This is a genomic window from Neisseria flavescens, assembly GCF_001618065.1.
Taxonomy (GTDB): Bacteria; Pseudomonadota; Gammaproteobacteria; order Burkholderiales; family Neisseriaceae; genus Neisseria; species Neisseria flavescens_A.
In genome coordinates, this window is sequence record NZ_LAEI01000018.1 from 1 (window position 1) to 15,873 (window position 15,873).

Sequence of the window (15,873 nt, forward strand, 5' to 3'; positions counted from 1 at the left end):
TAATGCCGGGTGAGAACGTAACCATTACTGTAGAACTGATTGCGCCTATCGCTATGGAAGAAGGCCTGCGCTTTGCGATTCGCGAAGGTGGTCGTACCGTAGGTGCGGGTGTGGTTTCTTCTGTAATCGCTTAAGTTTAGAGGCCAATAGCTCAATTGGTAGAGTATCGGTCTCCAAAACCGAGGGTTGGGGGTTCGAGACCCTCTTGGCCTGCCAAATAAAAAATTAACCGGCCTTGTGCCGGTTAATTTTTTTGTACTTAAGTTTTAAGATTATTTGGAATTAATTAATGGATCAATGCTACTATCTAAAATGAAGGCGGGTGGGGTATTGATAAGTGAGTAAAGATGACAGAACATCCGTCTGGACGCAAAGAAGACCATTCGAAAAAGGAAGTTGTGGTAAGTAATAAGCCGGCTCCTGAAAAGAAAGAAGGTCTGTTTGCATATTTTAAGAGCTCTTGGACTGAGTTCAAGAAGGTAGTTTGGCCGAGTCGTGATGAAGCGGTCAAAATGACTGTATTTGTGATTATCTTCGTTGCAGTTTTAGCAGCCTTCATTTATGCGGCAGATACAATTATTTCATGGTTGTTTTTTGATGTTTTATTAAATAGGAAAGGGTAAAGATGTCAAAGCGTTGGTATGTGGTACAGGCCTATTCCGGTTTCGAGAAAAATGTTCAAAAAACATTGAAAGAGCGTATTGCTCGTGAAAACATGGAAGAATATTTCGGTCAGATTCTCGTTCCTGTAGAGGAAGTGGTAGATATCAAGAATGGCCGAAAAACCATCAGTGAGCGTAAATTCTATCCAGGCTATGTATTGGTTGAAATGGAAATGACTGATGATTCATGGCACTTGGTTAAGAGTACCCCTCGAGTAAATGGTTTTGTAGGAGGTAGCGGAAATCGTCCAATCCCAATTTCTCAAAAAGATGCAGATGCTATTTTGCAACAAGCCAAAACAGGTGTTGAGAAGCCAAAACCAAAAGTTGAATTTGAAGTGGGTCAGCAGGTTCGTGTGAATGAAGGTCCATTTGCTGATTTTAACGGTATTGTTGATGAAGTTAATTACGAACGTAATAGACTGCGTGTTTCAGTTCAGATTTTTGGTCGCGAAACACCGGTTGAATTAGAGTTCGGCCAGGTTGAAAAGATTTAAGTGGTTTAATTCGCTTGAAAAATTTTTTTTAAGCGGATATAATCGCGAATTCTGTTTGGGAAGCGGAATGGTTCCGCGTTATACCCGTTTTTAGGAGTCCTTTAAGTGGCAAAGAAAATTATCGGCTACATTAAACTGCAAATTCCTGCAGGTAAAGCCAATCCATCTCCCCCAGTTGGTCCAGCCTTGGGTCAACGTGGTTTGAATATCATGGAATTCTGTAAAGCATTTAATGCTGCAACCCAAGGTATGGAACCTGGTTTGCCAATTCCAGTCGTGATTACTGCATTTGCAGATAAATCATTCACATTTGTGATGAAAACTCCACCAGCTTCTATCTTGTTGAAAAAAGCTGCTGGTCTGCAAAAAGGTAGTTCTAATCCTCTGACTAACAAAGTGGGTAAATTGACCCGTGCTCAGTTGGAAGAAATTGCTAAAACTAAAGAGCCTGATTTAACTGCTGCTGACTTGGATGCGGCTGTTCGTACTATCGCAGGTTCTGCTCGCTCAATGGGCTTGGACGTGGAGGGTGTTGTATAATGGCTAAAGTATCTAAACGCTTGAAAGCTCTTCGCTCTTCTGTTGAAGCTAACAAACTGTACGCAATCGACGAAGCAATTGCTTTGGTTAAAAAAGCTGCTACTGCTAAATTTGACGAGTCTGTTGATGTATCTTTCAACTTGGGTGTTGATCCTCGTAAATCTGACCAAGTTATCCGTGGTTCAGTCGTTCTGCCTAAAGGTACCGGTAAAACAACTCGCGTAGCTGTATTTACACAAGGTGCAAATGCAGATGCTGCTAAAGAAGCTGGTGCAGATATTGTCGGTTTTGAAGATCTGGCTGCTGAAATCAAAGCTGGTAACCTGAACTTTGACGTTGTTATTGCTTCTCCTGATGCAATGCGTATCGTTGGTCAATTGGGTACCATCTTGGGTCCTCGTGGCCTGATGCCAAACCCTAAAGTAGGTACTGTTACTCCTAACGTTGCTGAAGCAGTTAAAAATGCAAAAGCAGGTCAAGTACAATACCGTACAGATAAAGCTGGTATCGTTCACGCAACTATCGGTCGTGCTTCTTTCGCTGAAGCTGACTTGAAAGAAAACTTCAATGCGTTGCTGGATGCTATCGTTAAAGCCAAACCTGCTGCTGCTAAGGGTCAGTACCTGAAAAAAGTTGCTGTATCCAGCACTATGGGTTTGGGTGTTCGCGTTGATACTGCAAGCGTGAACAACTAAGAAATTTTCAGGTGATCTGATTTTCTGGATCACCTGAATTTGGGCTACTTAAAATTAAGTAGATGTCCAAGACCGTAGGGATCGTAAGATTTAATCGTAATTACCCTACGCAGACGGTAGTCCTGAAACACATTGCAAGATTGCTTGTAAGATGTCTTTTTAGGTTACCGCGCTGGTGGGATATCATTCGGTATCCTATTTATAAACAGTGGGAGGTAGACCTTGAGTCTCAATATTGAAACCAAGAAAGTGGCCGTAGAGGAAATTAGCGCAGCAATTGCTAACGCTCAAACTCTCGTAGTCGCTGAATATCGCGGTATCAGTGTTTCCAGCATGACTGAGCTTCGTGCAAATGCACGTAAAGAAGGCGTTTACTTACGCGTTCTGAAAAATACTCTGGCTCGTCGCGCAGTAGAGGGTACTTCATTCGCAGGTTTGGCCGATCAAATGGTTGGTCCATTGGTTTACGCTGCTTCTGAAGATGCTGTTGCTGCTGCTAAAGTGCTGCACCAATTCGCGAAAAAAGATGACAAAATTATCGTTAAAGCCGGTTCTTACAATGGCGAAGTGATGAACCCTGCTCAGGTTGCTGAGTTGGCTTCTATTCCAAGCCGCGAAGAACTGTTGTCCAAACTGTTGTTCGTTATGCAAGCTCCTGTATCAGGCTTTGCACGTGGTTTGGCTGCTTTGGCAGAGAAAAAAGCTGGCGAAGAAGCCGCTTAATCGATTTTGTTTCATTTAATCAATTATTTTTTAATACAATATTTGGAGTATAAATAGCATGGCTATTACTAAAGAAGACATTTTGGAAGCCGTTGGTTCTTTGACCGTAATGGAATTGAACGACCTGGTTAAAGCTTTTGAAGAAAAATTTGGCGTTTCTGCTGCTGCAGTTGCAGTTGCAGGCCCTGCAGGTGCTGGTGCAGCTGCTGCTGAAGAAAAAACTAGAATTCGACGTAGTATTGGCTTCTGCCGGTGATCAAAAAGTTGGCGTGATTAAAGTTGTCCGCGCTATCACTGGTTTGGGTCTGAAAGAAGCTAAAGACATCGTTGACGGTGCACCTAAAACTCTGAAAGAAGGTGTTTCTAAAGCTGAAGCTGAAGACATCCAAAAACAACTGGAAGAAGCCGGCGCTAAAGTCGAAATCAAATAATTTGATGCTTCCTGTGAAGGCTGGCAGTTTTCTGCCAGCCTTATTTTGCTTCTTAAAATAAGCATCAGGTATTGTTTACATTTATTTGCATAGTCTTTATAAAATCATTGCAAATAAATGTAAATATCAGGTTGATGCATGCCGTTGTTTCAGACGGCCTATTATTTAAAATTGCTTTTCGGAGTGTATATGAGCTATTCGTTTACCGAGAAAAAACGTATCCGTAAGAGTTTTGCAAAGCGAGAGAATGTCTTAGATGTTCCTTTCCTGCTGGCAACCCAAATTGATTCTTATGCGAAATTTTTGCAGCTGGAAAATGCTTTTGACCAACGCACTGATGATGGTCTGCAAGCAGCATTTAATTCTATTTTCCCGATTGTGAGTCATAACGGTTATGCGCGATTGGAGTTTGTGCATTACACATTGGGCGAGCCTTTATTCGATATTCCTGAATGTCAATTGCGCGGCATTACTTACGCGGCTCCATTGCGTGCCCGTATCCGTTTGGTGATTTTGGATAAAGAAGCATCTAAGCCGACTGTAAAAGAAGTTCGTGAAAACGAAGTGTATATGGGTGAAATCCCATTGATGACGCCAAGCGGCTCTTTTGTCATCAATGGTACTGAGCGTGTGATTGTTTCCCAGCTGCACCGTTCTCCTGGCGTGTTCTTTGAGCATGACCGTGGTAAAACACATTCTTCCGGTAAGTTATTGTTCTCTGCTCGTATTATTCCTTACCGTGGTTCATGGTTGGATTTCGAATTTGATCCAAAAGATTTGCTGTATTTCCGTATCGACCGTCGCCGTAAAATGCCGGTTACGATTTTGTTGAAAGCTTTGGGCTACAACAATGAACAAATCTTGGATATTTTCTACGACAAAGAAACTTTCTATTTGTCTTCAAACGGTGTTCAAACTGATCTGGTTGCAGGCCGTCTGAAAGGTGAAACTGCCAAAGTTGACATCTTGGATAAAGAAGGCAATGTACTGGTTGCCAAAGGTAAACGCATTACTGCGAAAAATATCCGTGATATTACCAATGCAGGCTTGACTCGTTTGAATGTAGAGCCAGAAAGCTTGATAGGCAAAGCATTGGCTACTGACCTGATTGATCCGGAAACCGGTGAAGTATTGGCTTCTGCTAACGATGAAATTACAGAAGAACTGTTGGCCAAACTTGATATCCATGGTGTAAAAGAAATTACGACCCTTTATATCAACGAATTGGATCAAGGCGGTTACATCTCCAGTACTCTGCGTACAGACGAAACTGCTGATCAGCAAGCTGCACGCGTAGCGATTTACCGCATGATGCGTCCTGGCGAACCGCCTACCGAAGAAGCTGTTGAGCAGCTCTTCAACCGCTTGTTCTTCAGTGAAGACAGCTATGATTTGTCTCGCGTAGGCCGTATGAAATTTAATACGCGTACATACGAGCAAAAACTGTCTGAAGCACAACAAAACTCTTGGTATGGCCGTTTGTTGAATGAGACTTTGGCCGGAGCTGCCGAAAAAGGCGGTTATGTCCTGAGTGTCGAAGATATTGTTGCCTCAATTGCTACTTTGGTTGAATTGCGTAACGGTCATGGTGAAGTGGACGATATTGACCACTTGGGTAATCGTCGTGTTCGTTCTGTGGGTGAGTTGACTGAAAACCAATTCCGCAGCGGTTTGGCTCGTGTAGAACGTGCAGTTAAAGAGCGTTTGAACCAAGCAGAATCTGAGAACTTGATGCCGCATGACTTGATCAATGCGAAACCTGTTTCTGCCGCGATTAAAGAATTCTTCGGCTCTAGCCAATTGAGCCAATTTATGGATCAGACTAACCCATTGTCTGAAGTAACCCATAAACGCCGTGTATCTGCATTGGGCCCGGGCGGTTTGACTCGTGAACGTGCAGGCTTTGAGGTGCGAGACGTACATCCGACCCACTATGGCCGTGTATGTCCTATTGAAACACCTGAGGGTCCAAACATTGGTTTGATCAACTCATTGTCCGTTTACGCGCGTACCAATGATTATGGCTTCTTGGAAACCCCTTACCGCCGTGTTGTCGATGGCAAAGTAACTGAAGAAATCGACTACTTATCTGCTATCGAAGAAGGCCGTTATGTGATTGCACAGGCGAATGCCGATTTGGACAAAGACGGTAATTTGATTGGCGACTTGGTCACTTGTCGTGAAAAAGGCGAAACCATTATGGCAACGCCTGACCGCGTTCAATATATGGACGTGGCAACCGGTCAAGTGGTATCCGTTGCAGCATCTCTGATTCCATTCTTGGAACATGATGACGCGAACCGTGCATTGATGGGTGCCAACATGCAACGTCAGGCTGTACCGTGTCTGCGCCCTGAAAAACCGATGGTTGGTACCGGTATCGAGCGCTCTGTTGCCGTTGACTCTGCAACTGCAATCGTTGCCCGCCGCGGCGGTGTGGTTGAGTATGTAGATGCCAACCGCGTCGTAGTTCGTGTTCATGATGATGAAGCGACTGCAGGTGAAGTGGGTGTCGATATTTATAACTTGGTTAAATTCACTCGTTCTAACCAATCTACCAACATCAACCAACGTCCGGCCGTAAAAGCAGGCGATGTGTTGCAACGTGGTGACTTGGTGGCCGACGGTGCATCTACCGACTTGGGTGAGTTGGCTTTGGGTCAAAACATGACCATCGCCTTCATGCCATGGAACGGTTACAACTACGAAGACTCGATTCTGATTTCCGAAAAAGTGGCAGCGGACGATCGTTACACTTCGATTCACATTGAAGAGCTGAACGTTGTTGCACGTGACACTAAACTGGGTGCGGAAGACATTACCCGCGATATTCCGAACTTGTCTGAGCGTATGCAAAACCGTTTGGATGAATCCGGTATCGTATATATCGGTGCAGAAGTAGAAGCCGGTGACGTCTTGGTAGGTAAAGTAACACCTAAAGGCGAAACCCAACTGACTCCTGAAGAAAAACTGCTGCGTGCCATCTTCGGTGAAAAAGCGTCTGACGTAAAAGATACTTCATTGCGTATGCCTACCGGCATGAGCGGTACCGTTATCGACGTTCAAGTCTTTACTCGTGAAGGTATCCAACGCGACAAACGTGCTCAATCCATTATTGATTCTGAATTGAAACGTTACCGTCAAGATTTGGGCGATCAATTGCGTATTTTCGATAATGACGCATTCGACCGTATCGAACGTATGATTGTGGGTCAAAAAGCCAATGGTGGTCCGATGAAGCTGGCTAAAGGCAGCGAAATCACTACCGAATATTTGGCAAGCCTGTCCAGCAAACATGATTGGTTTGACATCCGTCTGGCTGACGAAGATTTGGCCAAACAGTTGGAACTGATTAAATTGAGCCTGCAACAAAAACGCGAAGAAGCGGATGAGTTGTATGAGATCAAGAAGAAAAAATTGACCCAGGGCGACGAGCTGCAACCGGGCGTACAAAAAATGGTGAAAGTATTTATCGCCATCAAACGCCGTCTGCAAGCCGGTGACAAAATGGCGGGTCGCCACGGTAACAAAGGTGTGGTATCACGCATTCTGCCGGTGGAAGACATGCCTTACATGGCTGACGGCCGTCCGGTAGACATCGTACTGAACCCGTTGGGCGTACCTTCCCGTATGAACATTGGTCAGATTTTGGAAGTTCACTTGGGTTGGGCGGCAAAAGGTATCGGCGAACGCATCGACCGTATGCTGAAAGAGCAACGCAAAGCCAGCGAGCTGCGTGAATTCTTGAACAAGCTCTACAACGGTAGCGGCAAGAAAGAAGATTTGGACAGCCTGACAGATGAAGAAATCATCGAATTGGCTTCCAACCTGCGTAAAGGTGCATCTTTCGCTTCTCCTGTATTCGACGGTGCGAAAGAGTCTGAAATCCGCGAAATGTTGAACTTGGCTTACCCAAGCGAAGATCCTGAGGTTGAGAAACTGGGCTTCAACGACAGTAAAACTCAAATTACGCTGTATGACGGCCGTTCAGGCGAAGCATTTGACCGTAAGGTTACAGTCGGTGTGATGCATTATCTGAAACTGCACCACTTGGTTGACGAAAAAATGCACGCCCGTTCTACCGGTCCATACAGTCTGGTTACCCAGCAGCCTTTGGGCGGTAAAGCTCAGTTCGGTGGCCAACGTTTCGGTGAGATGGAGGTTTGGGCATTGGAAGCATACGGTGCGGCATACACGCTGCAAGAGATGCTGACTGTGAAGTCTGACGACGTGAACGGCCGTACCAAAATGTACGAGAACATCGTCAAAGGCGAACACAAAATCGATGCCGGTATGCCTGAATCCTTTAACGTATTGGTTAAAGAGATTCGCTCACTGGGCTTGGATATCGATTTGGAACGCTACTAAACAGAAGTTTTCAGACGGCCTTTCAAGGTCGTCTGAAAAAGCGGTTTCAGAATAAGAATGAAGCAATCGGCATTTAGGCCGTCTGAAATCAAAAGTACCGTTTCCCAATATCGAAAATCCGCCATGCGGTAAAAATACTTCCTTCAAGGAGCAAAAATGAATTTGTTGAACTTATTTAATCCGTTGCAAACTGCCGGCATGGAAGAAGAGTTTGATGCCATCAAAATCGGTATTGCCTCTCCCGAAACCATCCGCTCATGGTCTTATGGCGAAGTTAAAAAACCTGAAACCATCAACTACCGTACGTTCAAACCTGAGCGAGACGGTCTGTTCTGCGCCAAAATCTTTGGCCCGGTCAAAGACTATGAATGTTTGTGCGGTAAATACAAACGCTTGAAATTTAAAGGCGTAACTTGTGAAAAATGTGGCGTAGAAGTGACCCTGTCCAAAGTGCGCCGCGAACGCATGGGCCACATTGAACTGGCTGCACCAGTTGCACATATTTGGTTCTTGAAATCCCTGCCTTCCCGCTTGGGTATGGTACTGGACATGACTTTGCGCGATATCGAACGCGTATTGTACTTTGAAGCATTTGTGGTAACCGATCCCGGCATGACTCCGCTGCAACGTCGTCAATTGCTGACTGAAGACGATTACTACAACAAACTGGACGAATACGGCGACGACTTCGATGCCAAAATGGGTGCAGAAGGTATCCGCGAATTGCTGCGTACCTTGGATATTACCGGCGAAATCGAAATCCTGCGTCAAGAGCTGGAATCTACCGGTTCTGACACCAAAATCAAAAAAATTGCCAAACGTTTGAAAGTATTGGAAGCCTTCCACCGTTCCGGTATGAAGCTGGAATGGATGATTATGGATGTGCTGCCGGTATTGCCGCCTGATCTGCGTCCGTTGGTTCCATTGGATGGCGGTCGTTTTGCCACTTCCGATTTGAACGATTTGTACCGTCGCGTTATCAACCGTAACAACCGTCTGAAACGTCTGTTGGAACTGCATGCGCCAGACATCATCGTTCGTAACGAAAAACGTATGTTGCAAGAAGCAGTTGACTCTCTGTTGGATAACGGCCGTCGCGGTAAAGCCATGACCGGTGCCAACAAACGTCCGCTGAAATCATTGGCAGATATGATTAAAGGTAAAGGCGGCCGCTTCCGTCAAAACCTGCTGGGTAAACGTGTGGACTACTCTGGTCGTTCCGTGATTACCGTAGGTCCATACCTGCGTCTGCACCAATGTGGTCTGCCGAAAAAAATGGCTTTGGAACTGTTCAAACCATTTATTTTCCACAAATTGGAAAAACAAGGTTTGGCGTCTACCGTTAAAGCTGCGAAAAAATTGGTAGAGCAAGAAGTGCCTGAAGTATGGGATATCTTGGAAGAAGTAATCCGCGAACATCCGATTATGCTGAACCGTGCGCCAACCCTGCACCGTTTGGGTATTCAAGCGTTCGAACCTATTCTGATCGAAGGTAAAGCTATTCAGTTGCACCCATTGGTGTGTGCCGCATTTAACGCCGACTTTGACGGTGACCAAATGGCTGTACACGTTCCATTGAGCTTGGAAGCACAAATGGAAGCACGCACGCTGATGCTGGCTTCAAACAACGTATTGTCTCCAGCCAACGGCGAACCAATCATCGTACCTTCTCAAGATATCGTATTGGGTCTGTACTACATGACCCGCGACCGTATCAATGCTAAAGGCGAAGGAAGCCTGTTTGCCGATGTGAAAGAAGTGCATCGTGCATACCATACCAAACAGGTTGAACTGGGTACGAAAATTACCGTACGTCTGCGTGAATGGGTGAAAAACGAAGCAGGTGAGTTTGAGCCTGTCGTTAACCGTTACGAAACAACCGTCGGCCGTGCATTGTTGAGCGAAATCTTGCCTAAAGGCCTGCCGTTCGAGTACATCAACAAAGCGTTGAAGAAAAAAGAAATTTCTAAACTGATTAACGCATCATTCCGTCTGTGCGGCTTGCGTGATACAGTTATTTTCGCCGACCACTTGATGTATACCGGTTTCGGTTTTGCGGCTAAAGGCGGTATTTCCATTGCGGTTGACGATATGGAAATTCCGAAAGAAAAAGCAGCCTTGCTGGCCGAGGCTAATGCCGAAGTTAAAGAAATCGAAGACCAATACCGTCAAGGTTTGGTAACCAACGGCGAACGTTACAACAAAGTAGTCGATATTTGGGGTCGTGCCGGCGATAAGATTGCTAAAGCGATGATGGACAATCTGTCCAAACAAAAAGTCATCGACCGTGACGGCAACGAAGTTGATCAAGAGTCCTTCAACTCTATTTACATGATGGCCGACTCTGGTGCCCGTGGTTCTGCGGCTCAGATTAAACAGTTGTCCGGTATGCGTGGTTTGATGGCAAAACCTGACGGTTCCATTATTGAAACGCCTATTACCTCAAACTTCCGCGAAGGCCTGACCGTATTGCAATACTTTATTGCGACCCACGGTGCGCGTAAGGGTTTGGCGGATACCGCGTTGAAAACTGCAAACTCCGGTTACCTGACCCGCCGTTTGGTAGACGTAACCCAAGACTTAGTGGTTGTTGAAGACGATTGCGGTACTTCAGACGGCTTTGTCATGAAAGCAGTAGTACAAGGCGGTGACGTAATTGAAGCGTTGCGCGATCGTATTTTAGGCCGTGTTACAGCATCAGATGTTGTTGATCCTTCAACAGGAGAAACATTGGTTGAGGCAGGTACACTGCTGACTGAGAAATTAGTCGATATCATTGACCAATCTGGTGTTGACGAGGTTAAAGTCCGTACGCCAATTACTTGTAAAACCCGTCATGGTTTGTGTGCACACTGTTATGGCCGCGACTTGGCGCGCGGTAAACTGGTTAACGCTGGTGAAGCTGTAGGTGTAATTGCTGCACAATCTATTGGTGAGCCAGGTACTCAGCTGACCATGCGTACGTTCCACATCGGTGGTGCGGCATCTCGTGCGGCTGCTGCCAGCCAAGTGGAAGCCAAATCCAATGGTACAGCTCGTTTCAGCAGCCAAATGCGTTACGTTGCCAACAACAAAGGAGAATTGGTTGTCATTGGCCGCTCTTGTGAAGTTGTGATTCACGATGAAATCGGCCGTGAACGTGAACGCCACAAAGTACCTTACGGTGCGATCCTGCTGGTACAAGACGGCGAAGCCATTAAAGCCGGTCAAACTTTGGCAACTTGGGATCCGCATACCCGTCCGATGATTACCGAACATGCAGGTTTGGTGAAATTCGAAAACGTAGAAGAGGGTGTAACCGTTGCGAAACAGACCGACGATGTAACCGGTTTGTCCACTTTGGTGGTCATCGACGGCAAACGTCGCTCCTCCGGTGCTTCCAAACTGTTGCGTCCGACTGTCAAACTGTTGGATGAAAATGGTTTGGAAATCTGTATCCCAGGCACGACTACGCCGGTTTCTATGGCGTTTCCGGTCGGTGCAGTGATTACTGTCCGTGAAGGTCAGGAAGTCGGTAAGGGTGATGTGTTGGCGCGTATTCCACAAGCGTCTTCTAAAACCCGCGATATTACCGGTGGTCTGCCACGCGTAGCCGAATTGTTTGAAGCACGCGTGCCGAAAGATGCAGGTATGTTGGCTGAAATTACCGGTACCGTTTCCTTCGGTAAAGAAACCAAAGGTAAACAGCGTCTGATTATTACCGATGTAGACGGTGTAGCATACGAAACGCTGATTTCTAAAGAGAAACAGATTTTGGTACACGACGGTCAAGTGGTAAACCGCGGTGAAACCATCGTAGACGGTGCCGTAGATCCACACGACATTCTGCGTCTGCAAGGTATCGAAGCATTGGCTCGCTACATTGTTCAAGAGGTACAAGAGGTTTACCGCCTGCAAGGTGTGAAGATTTCCGATAAACACATCGAAGTCATCATCCGTCAAATGCTGCGTCGAGTGAACATTGTCGATTCCGGTGATACAGAGTTCATTACCGGCGAACAAGTTGAGCGTGGCGATGTGATGCTTGCCAATGAAAAAGCCATGGCTGAAGACAAAGAGCCTGTACGTTATGAAAACGTGTTGTTGGGTATTACCAAAGCTTCCTTGTCTACAGACAGCTTCATTTCTGCGGCATCGTTCCAAGAAACAACTCGCGTCTTGACAGAGGCCGCTATTATGGGCAAACAAGACGAGCTACGCGGTTTGAAAGAGAACGTAATTGTCGGTCGTTTGATTCCTGCTGGTACAGGTTTGACCTACCACCGCAGCCGTCACCAACAATGGCAGCAAGCCGATCAAGAAACTTCTGAAACCGAAGCTTCAGACGAATAATCCCGAGCGACTATTGTGAAAATAAAACCGCAAGCCAGTCTTGCGGTTTTATTTTTTAGAGGACTTAAAAGAGGGTAAAGATTAAGGCCGTCTGAATAAATAAGGGAAAGCAATGGAGAAAATAAGTAGAGAACCAAATTGCGGACTTATTTAAAATGGCAAAGGCCGTCTGAATGTTTCAGACGGCCTTTGTTTCTAAAATTTAGGCATAAATTGGAAAACACCAAACTTTATCAGTCATTTGCTTGACTAAACCCTTGCAATAAAAATATAATTCCAATCTTGTCGACATGGTGTCGGCAAGTATTTAACTCAACAGGACGAGAAAATATGCCAACTATTAACCAATTGGTACGCAAAGGCCGTCAAAAGCCTGTGTACGTAAACAAAGTGCCTGCACTGGAAGCTTGCCCGCAAAAACGTGGCGTCTGTACCCGTGTATACACAACTACCCCTAAAAAACCTAACTCTGCATTGCGTAAAGTGTGTAAAGTTCGCTTGACCAACGGTTTTGAAGTAATTTCATACATCGGCGGTGAAGGTCACAACTTGCAAGAGCACAGCGTCGTATTGATTCGCGGCGGTCGTGTAAAAGACTTGCCAGGTGTACGTTACCACACTGTGCGCGGTTCTTTGGATACTGCAGGTGTTAAAGACCGTAAACAAGCCCGTTCTAAATACGGTGCTAAGCGTCCTAAATAATTATCGGGACTCAAATAGGCACGTCGGCCGCCTAAGCTGAACAACGGCCGAGTAAGTGAATACTCAATTGGGTATTCATGGGAATTGACCCAACTGAATAGATTAAAGGAAATTAAAATGCCAAGACGTAGAGAAGTCCCTAAGCGCGACGTACTGCCAGATCCTAAATTCGGCAGCGTTGAGCTGACTAAATTCATGAACGTATTGATGATTGACGGTAAGAAATCTGTTGCAGAACGTATCGTTTACGGTGCGCTGGAGCAAATTGAGAAAAAAACCGGCAAAGTAGCAATCGAAGTATTTAACGAAGCCATTGCAAACGCCAAACCTATCGTGGAAGTGAAAAGCCGCCGTGTAGGTGGTGCAAACTACCAAGTTCCTGTTGAAGTTCGTCCTTCACGTCGTCTGGCTTTGGCAATGCGCTGGGTTCGCGACGCAGCCCGTAAACGTGGTGAGAAATCTATGGACCTGCGTTTGGCAGGCGAATTGATTGATGCGGCTGAAGGTCGTGGCGGTGCGTTGAAAAAACGTGAAGAAGTACACCGTATGGCTGAAGCTAACAAAGCATTCTCTCACTTCCGTTTCTAATATCGAAAGGCTAACAAAATGGCTCGTAAGACCCCTATCAGCCTGTATCGCAATATCGGTATTTCTGCCCATATTGACGCGGGTAAAACAACCACAACAGAACGTATTTTGTTCTATACAGGTTTGACTCACAAATTGGGCGAAGTGCATGACGGCGCAGCTACTACCGACTACATGGAACAAGAGCAAGAGCGTGGTATTACCATTACTTCTGCTGCTGTGACTTCTTATTGGTCCGGTATGGCGAAACAGTTCCCTGAGCACCGTTTCAACATCATCGACACCCCGGGACACGTTGACTTTACTGTAGAGGTAGAGCGTTCTATGCGTGTATTGGACGGCGCGGTAATGGTTTACTGTGCAGTAGGCGGTGTTCAACCTCAATCTGAAACCGTATGGCGTCAGGCTAATAAATACCAAGTACCTCGCTTGGCATTTGTAAACAAAATGGACCGTCAAGGTGCCAACTTTTTCCGCGTTGTTGAGCAAATGAAAACACGTTTGCGCGCAAACCCAGTACCTATCGTGATTCCGGTTGGTGCGGAAGACAGCTTCAGCGGTGTTGTTGACCTGTTGAAAATGAAATCCATTATTTGGAATGAAGCCGATAAAGGTACAACCTTTACCTATGGCGATATTCCTGCTGAATTGGTTGAGACTGCCGAAGAATGGCGTCAAAACATGATTGAAGCCGCAGCAGAAGCCAGCGAAGAATTGATGGATAAATACTTGGGCGGTGATGAGCTGACTGAGGAAGAAATCGTAGGCGCATTGCGTCAACGTACTTTGGCTGGTGAAATTCAACCAATGTTGTGCGGTTCAGCATTCAAAAACAAAGGTGTTCAACGTATGTTGGACGCAGTTGTAGAATTGCTGCCTGCTCCTACCGACATTCCTCCAGTTCAAGGTGTTAACCCTAACACTGAAGAAGCCGACAGCCGTCAAGCCAGCGATGAAGAGAAATTCTCTGCATTGGCGTTCAAAATGTTGAACGATAAATACGTTGGTCAGTTGACTTTCATCCGCGTTTACTCTGGTGTGGTGAAATCCGGTGATACCGTATTGAACTCTGTAAAAGGTACTCGCGAACGTATCGGTCGCTTGGTGCAAATGACTGCTGCAGACCGTACTGAAATTGAAGAAGTACGCGCTGGCGACATCGCAGCCGCTATCGGTCTAAAAGACGTTACTACTGGTGAGACCTTGTGTGCAGAAAGCGCACCTATCATCTTGGAACGCATGGAATTCCCTGAGCCGGTAATCCATATTGCCGTTGAGCCGAAAACCAAAGCCGACCAAGAGAAAATGGGTATCGCCCTGAACCGTCTGGCGAAAGAAGACCCTTCTTTCCGCGTTCGTACAGACGAAGAATCCGGTCAAACCATTATTTCCGGTATGGGTGAGCTGCACTTGGAAATTATTGTTGACCGTATGAAACGCGAATTCGGCGTGGAAGCAAACATCGGTGCGCCTCAAGTGGCTTACCGTGAAACCATCCGCAAAGAAGTTGAAGCTGAATACAAACATGCCAAACAATCTGGTGGTAAAGGTCAATACGGTCACGTTGTGATCAAAATGGAACCTATGGAACCAGGTGGTGCGGGTTACGAATTTATCGATGAAATTAAAGGTGGTGTGATTCCTCGCGAATTTATTCCGTCTGTTGATAAAGGTATTCGCGATACTTTGCCTAACGGTATCGTTGCCGGTTACCCAGTTGTTGACGTTCGTGTACGTTTGATTTTCGGTTCTTCGCATGATGTTGACTCTTCACAACTGGCCTTCGAATTGGCAGCTTCTCAAGCCTTTAAAGAAGGTATGCGTAAAGCCAATCCAGCTCTGTTGGAACCAATCATGGCAGTTGAGGTGGAAACACCTGAAGAATACATGGGTGACGTAATGGGCGACTTGAACCGTCGCCGCGGCGTTGTATTGGGTATGGATGATGACGGTATCGGTGGTAAGAAAGTCCGTGCCGAAGTACCTCTGGCAGAAATGTTCGGTTACTCAACCGACCTGCGTTCTGCAACCCAAGGCCGTGCTACTTACTCCATGGAGTTTAAAAAATACGCTGAAGCTCCTGCTCACGTAGCTGCTGCTGTAACTGAAGCCCGTAAAGGCTAATCGGAAAAGGCCGTCTGAAACTGAAAATAAATTTTCAGACGGCCATTGTTCTTTAATCGATCTTTATATGTAAAGGAATTAGCTCATGGCTAAGGAAAAATTTGAACGTAGCAAACCGCACGTAAACGTTGGCACCATCGGTCACGTTGACCATGGTAAAACCACTCTGACTGCTGCTTTGACTACTATTTTGGCTAAAAAATTCGGTGGC

Annotated in this window: 11 protein-coding genes, 1 tRNA gene and 2 pseudogenes; all 14 read left to right on the forward strand. The window is 45.9% G+C overall.

From position 1 onward, the window contains the following. Positions 1-134, forward strand: a pseudogene (locus TW89_RS03420) (hypothetical protein); the annotation flags it as partial. Between the two features lie 6 nt (positions 135-140). Continuing rightward, positions 141-216, forward strand: a tRNA-Trp gene (locus tag TW89_RS03425). Positions 217-347: 131 nt separating this feature from the next. After that, positions 348-623, forward strand: coding sequence for a preprotein translocase subunit SecE (gene secE, locus TW89_RS03430; protein WP_128580557.1), 276 nt, complete (start codon positions 348-350; stop codon positions 621-623). Positions 624-625: 2 nt separating this feature from the next. Continuing rightward, a complete protein-coding gene (gene nusG, locus TW89_RS03435; protein ID WP_003680697.1) occupies positions 626-1,159 on the forward strand; it encodes a transcription termination/antitermination protein NusG in 534 nt (177 codons plus the stop codon). Positions 1,160-1,264: 105 nt separating this feature from the next. Continuing rightward, a complete protein-coding gene (rplK, locus tag TW89_RS03440; protein WP_002220151.1) occupies positions 1,265-1,699 on the forward strand; it encodes a 50S ribosomal protein L11 in 435 nt (144 codons plus the stop codon). Next, positions 1,699-2,394 carry a 50S ribosomal protein L1 gene (gene rplA / locus TW89_RS03445; RefSeq protein ID WP_003677918.1) on the forward strand — a complete coding sequence of 232 codons (696 nt, stop codon included), beginning with the start codon at positions 1,699-1,701 and terminating at the stop codon, positions 2,392-2,394. Before rplK ends, rplA begins: the two co-directional genes overlap by 1 nt. A gap of 222 nt (positions 2,395-2,616) precedes the next feature. Beyond that, positions 2,617-3,117 (forward strand): 50S ribosomal protein L10, encoded by a 501-nt coding sequence (gene rplJ, locus TW89_RS03455; RefSeq protein ID WP_003680699.1) that lies wholly within the window; start codon positions 2,617-2,619, stop codon positions 3,115-3,117. Between the two features lie 58 nt (positions 3,118-3,175). Next, positions 3,176-3,548: pseudogene (rplL, locus tag TW89_RS03460) on the forward strand (50S ribosomal protein L7/L12). 189 nt (positions 3,549-3,737) lie between these two features. Continuing rightward, positions 3,738-7,916, forward strand: a complete 4,179-nt coding sequence (rpoB, locus tag TW89_RS03465) for a DNA-directed RNA polymerase subunit beta (protein WP_128580559.1) — start codon at positions 3,738-3,740, stop codon at positions 7,914-7,916. Positions 7,917-8,072: 156 nt separating this feature from the next. Beyond that, positions 8,073-12,248, forward strand: coding sequence for a DNA-directed RNA polymerase subunit beta' (gene rpoC, locus TW89_RS03470; RefSeq protein ID WP_128580560.1), 4,176 nt, complete (start codon positions 8,073-8,075; stop codon positions 12,246-12,248). 330 nt (positions 12,249-12,578) lie between these two features. Next, the gene (gene rpsL / locus TW89_RS03475; RefSeq protein WP_002218431.1) at positions 12,579-12,950 is read left to right on the forward strand and encodes a 30S ribosomal protein S12; all 372 of its coding nucleotides are present in this window, start codon (positions 12,579-12,581) and stop codon (positions 12,948-12,950) included. 117 nt (positions 12,951-13,067) lie between these two features. After that, complete coding sequence (gene rpsG, locus TW89_RS03480; RefSeq protein WP_002240962.1) at positions 13,068-13,538, forward strand: 30S ribosomal protein S7; 471 nt, start codon at positions 13,068-13,070, stop codon at positions 13,536-13,538. A gap of 18 nt (positions 13,539-13,556) precedes the next feature. Then, on the forward strand, positions 13,557-15,662 hold the full coding sequence (gene fusA, locus TW89_RS03485; RefSeq protein WP_036491326.1) for an elongation factor G: 2,106 nt from the start codon (positions 13,557-13,559) through the stop codon (positions 15,660-15,662). An 85-nt stretch (positions 15,663-15,747) separates the two neighbouring features. After that, positions 15,748-15,873 (forward strand): GTP-binding protein (locus TW89_RS03490; RefSeq protein ID WP_002259029.1); only part of this gene is annotated, 126 nt, incomplete at its 3' end.

Coding starts and splice junctions, on each gene's coding strand:
- rpsL (WP_002218431.1), top strand. CDS start 12,579: ATGCCAACTATTAACCAATTGGTACGCAAAGGCCGTCAAAAGCCTGTG.
- rplA (WP_003677918.1), top strand. CDS start 1,699: ATGGCTAAAGTATCTAAACGCTTGAAAGCTCTTCGCTCTTCTGTTGAA.
- nusG (WP_003680697.1), top strand. CDS start 626: ATGTCAAAGCGTTGGTATGTGGTACAGGCCTATTCCGGTTTCGAGAAA.
- rpoC (WP_128580560.1), top strand. CDS start 8,073: ATGAATTTGTTGAACTTATTTAATCCGTTGCAAACTGCCGGCATGGAA.
- rpsG (WP_002240962.1), top strand. CDS start 13,068: ATGCCAAGACGTAGAGAAGTCCCTAAGCGCGACGTACTGCCAGATCCT.
- rpoB (WP_128580559.1), top strand. CDS start 3,738: ATGAGCTATTCGTTTACCGAGAAAAAACGTATCCGTAAGAGTTTTGCA.
- fusA (WP_036491326.1), top strand. CDS start 13,557: ATGGCTCGTAAGACCCCTATCAGCCTGTATCGCAATATCGGTATTTCT.
- secE (WP_128580557.1), top strand. CDS start 348: ATGACAGAACATCCGTCTGGACGCAAAGAAGACCATTCGAAAAAGGAA.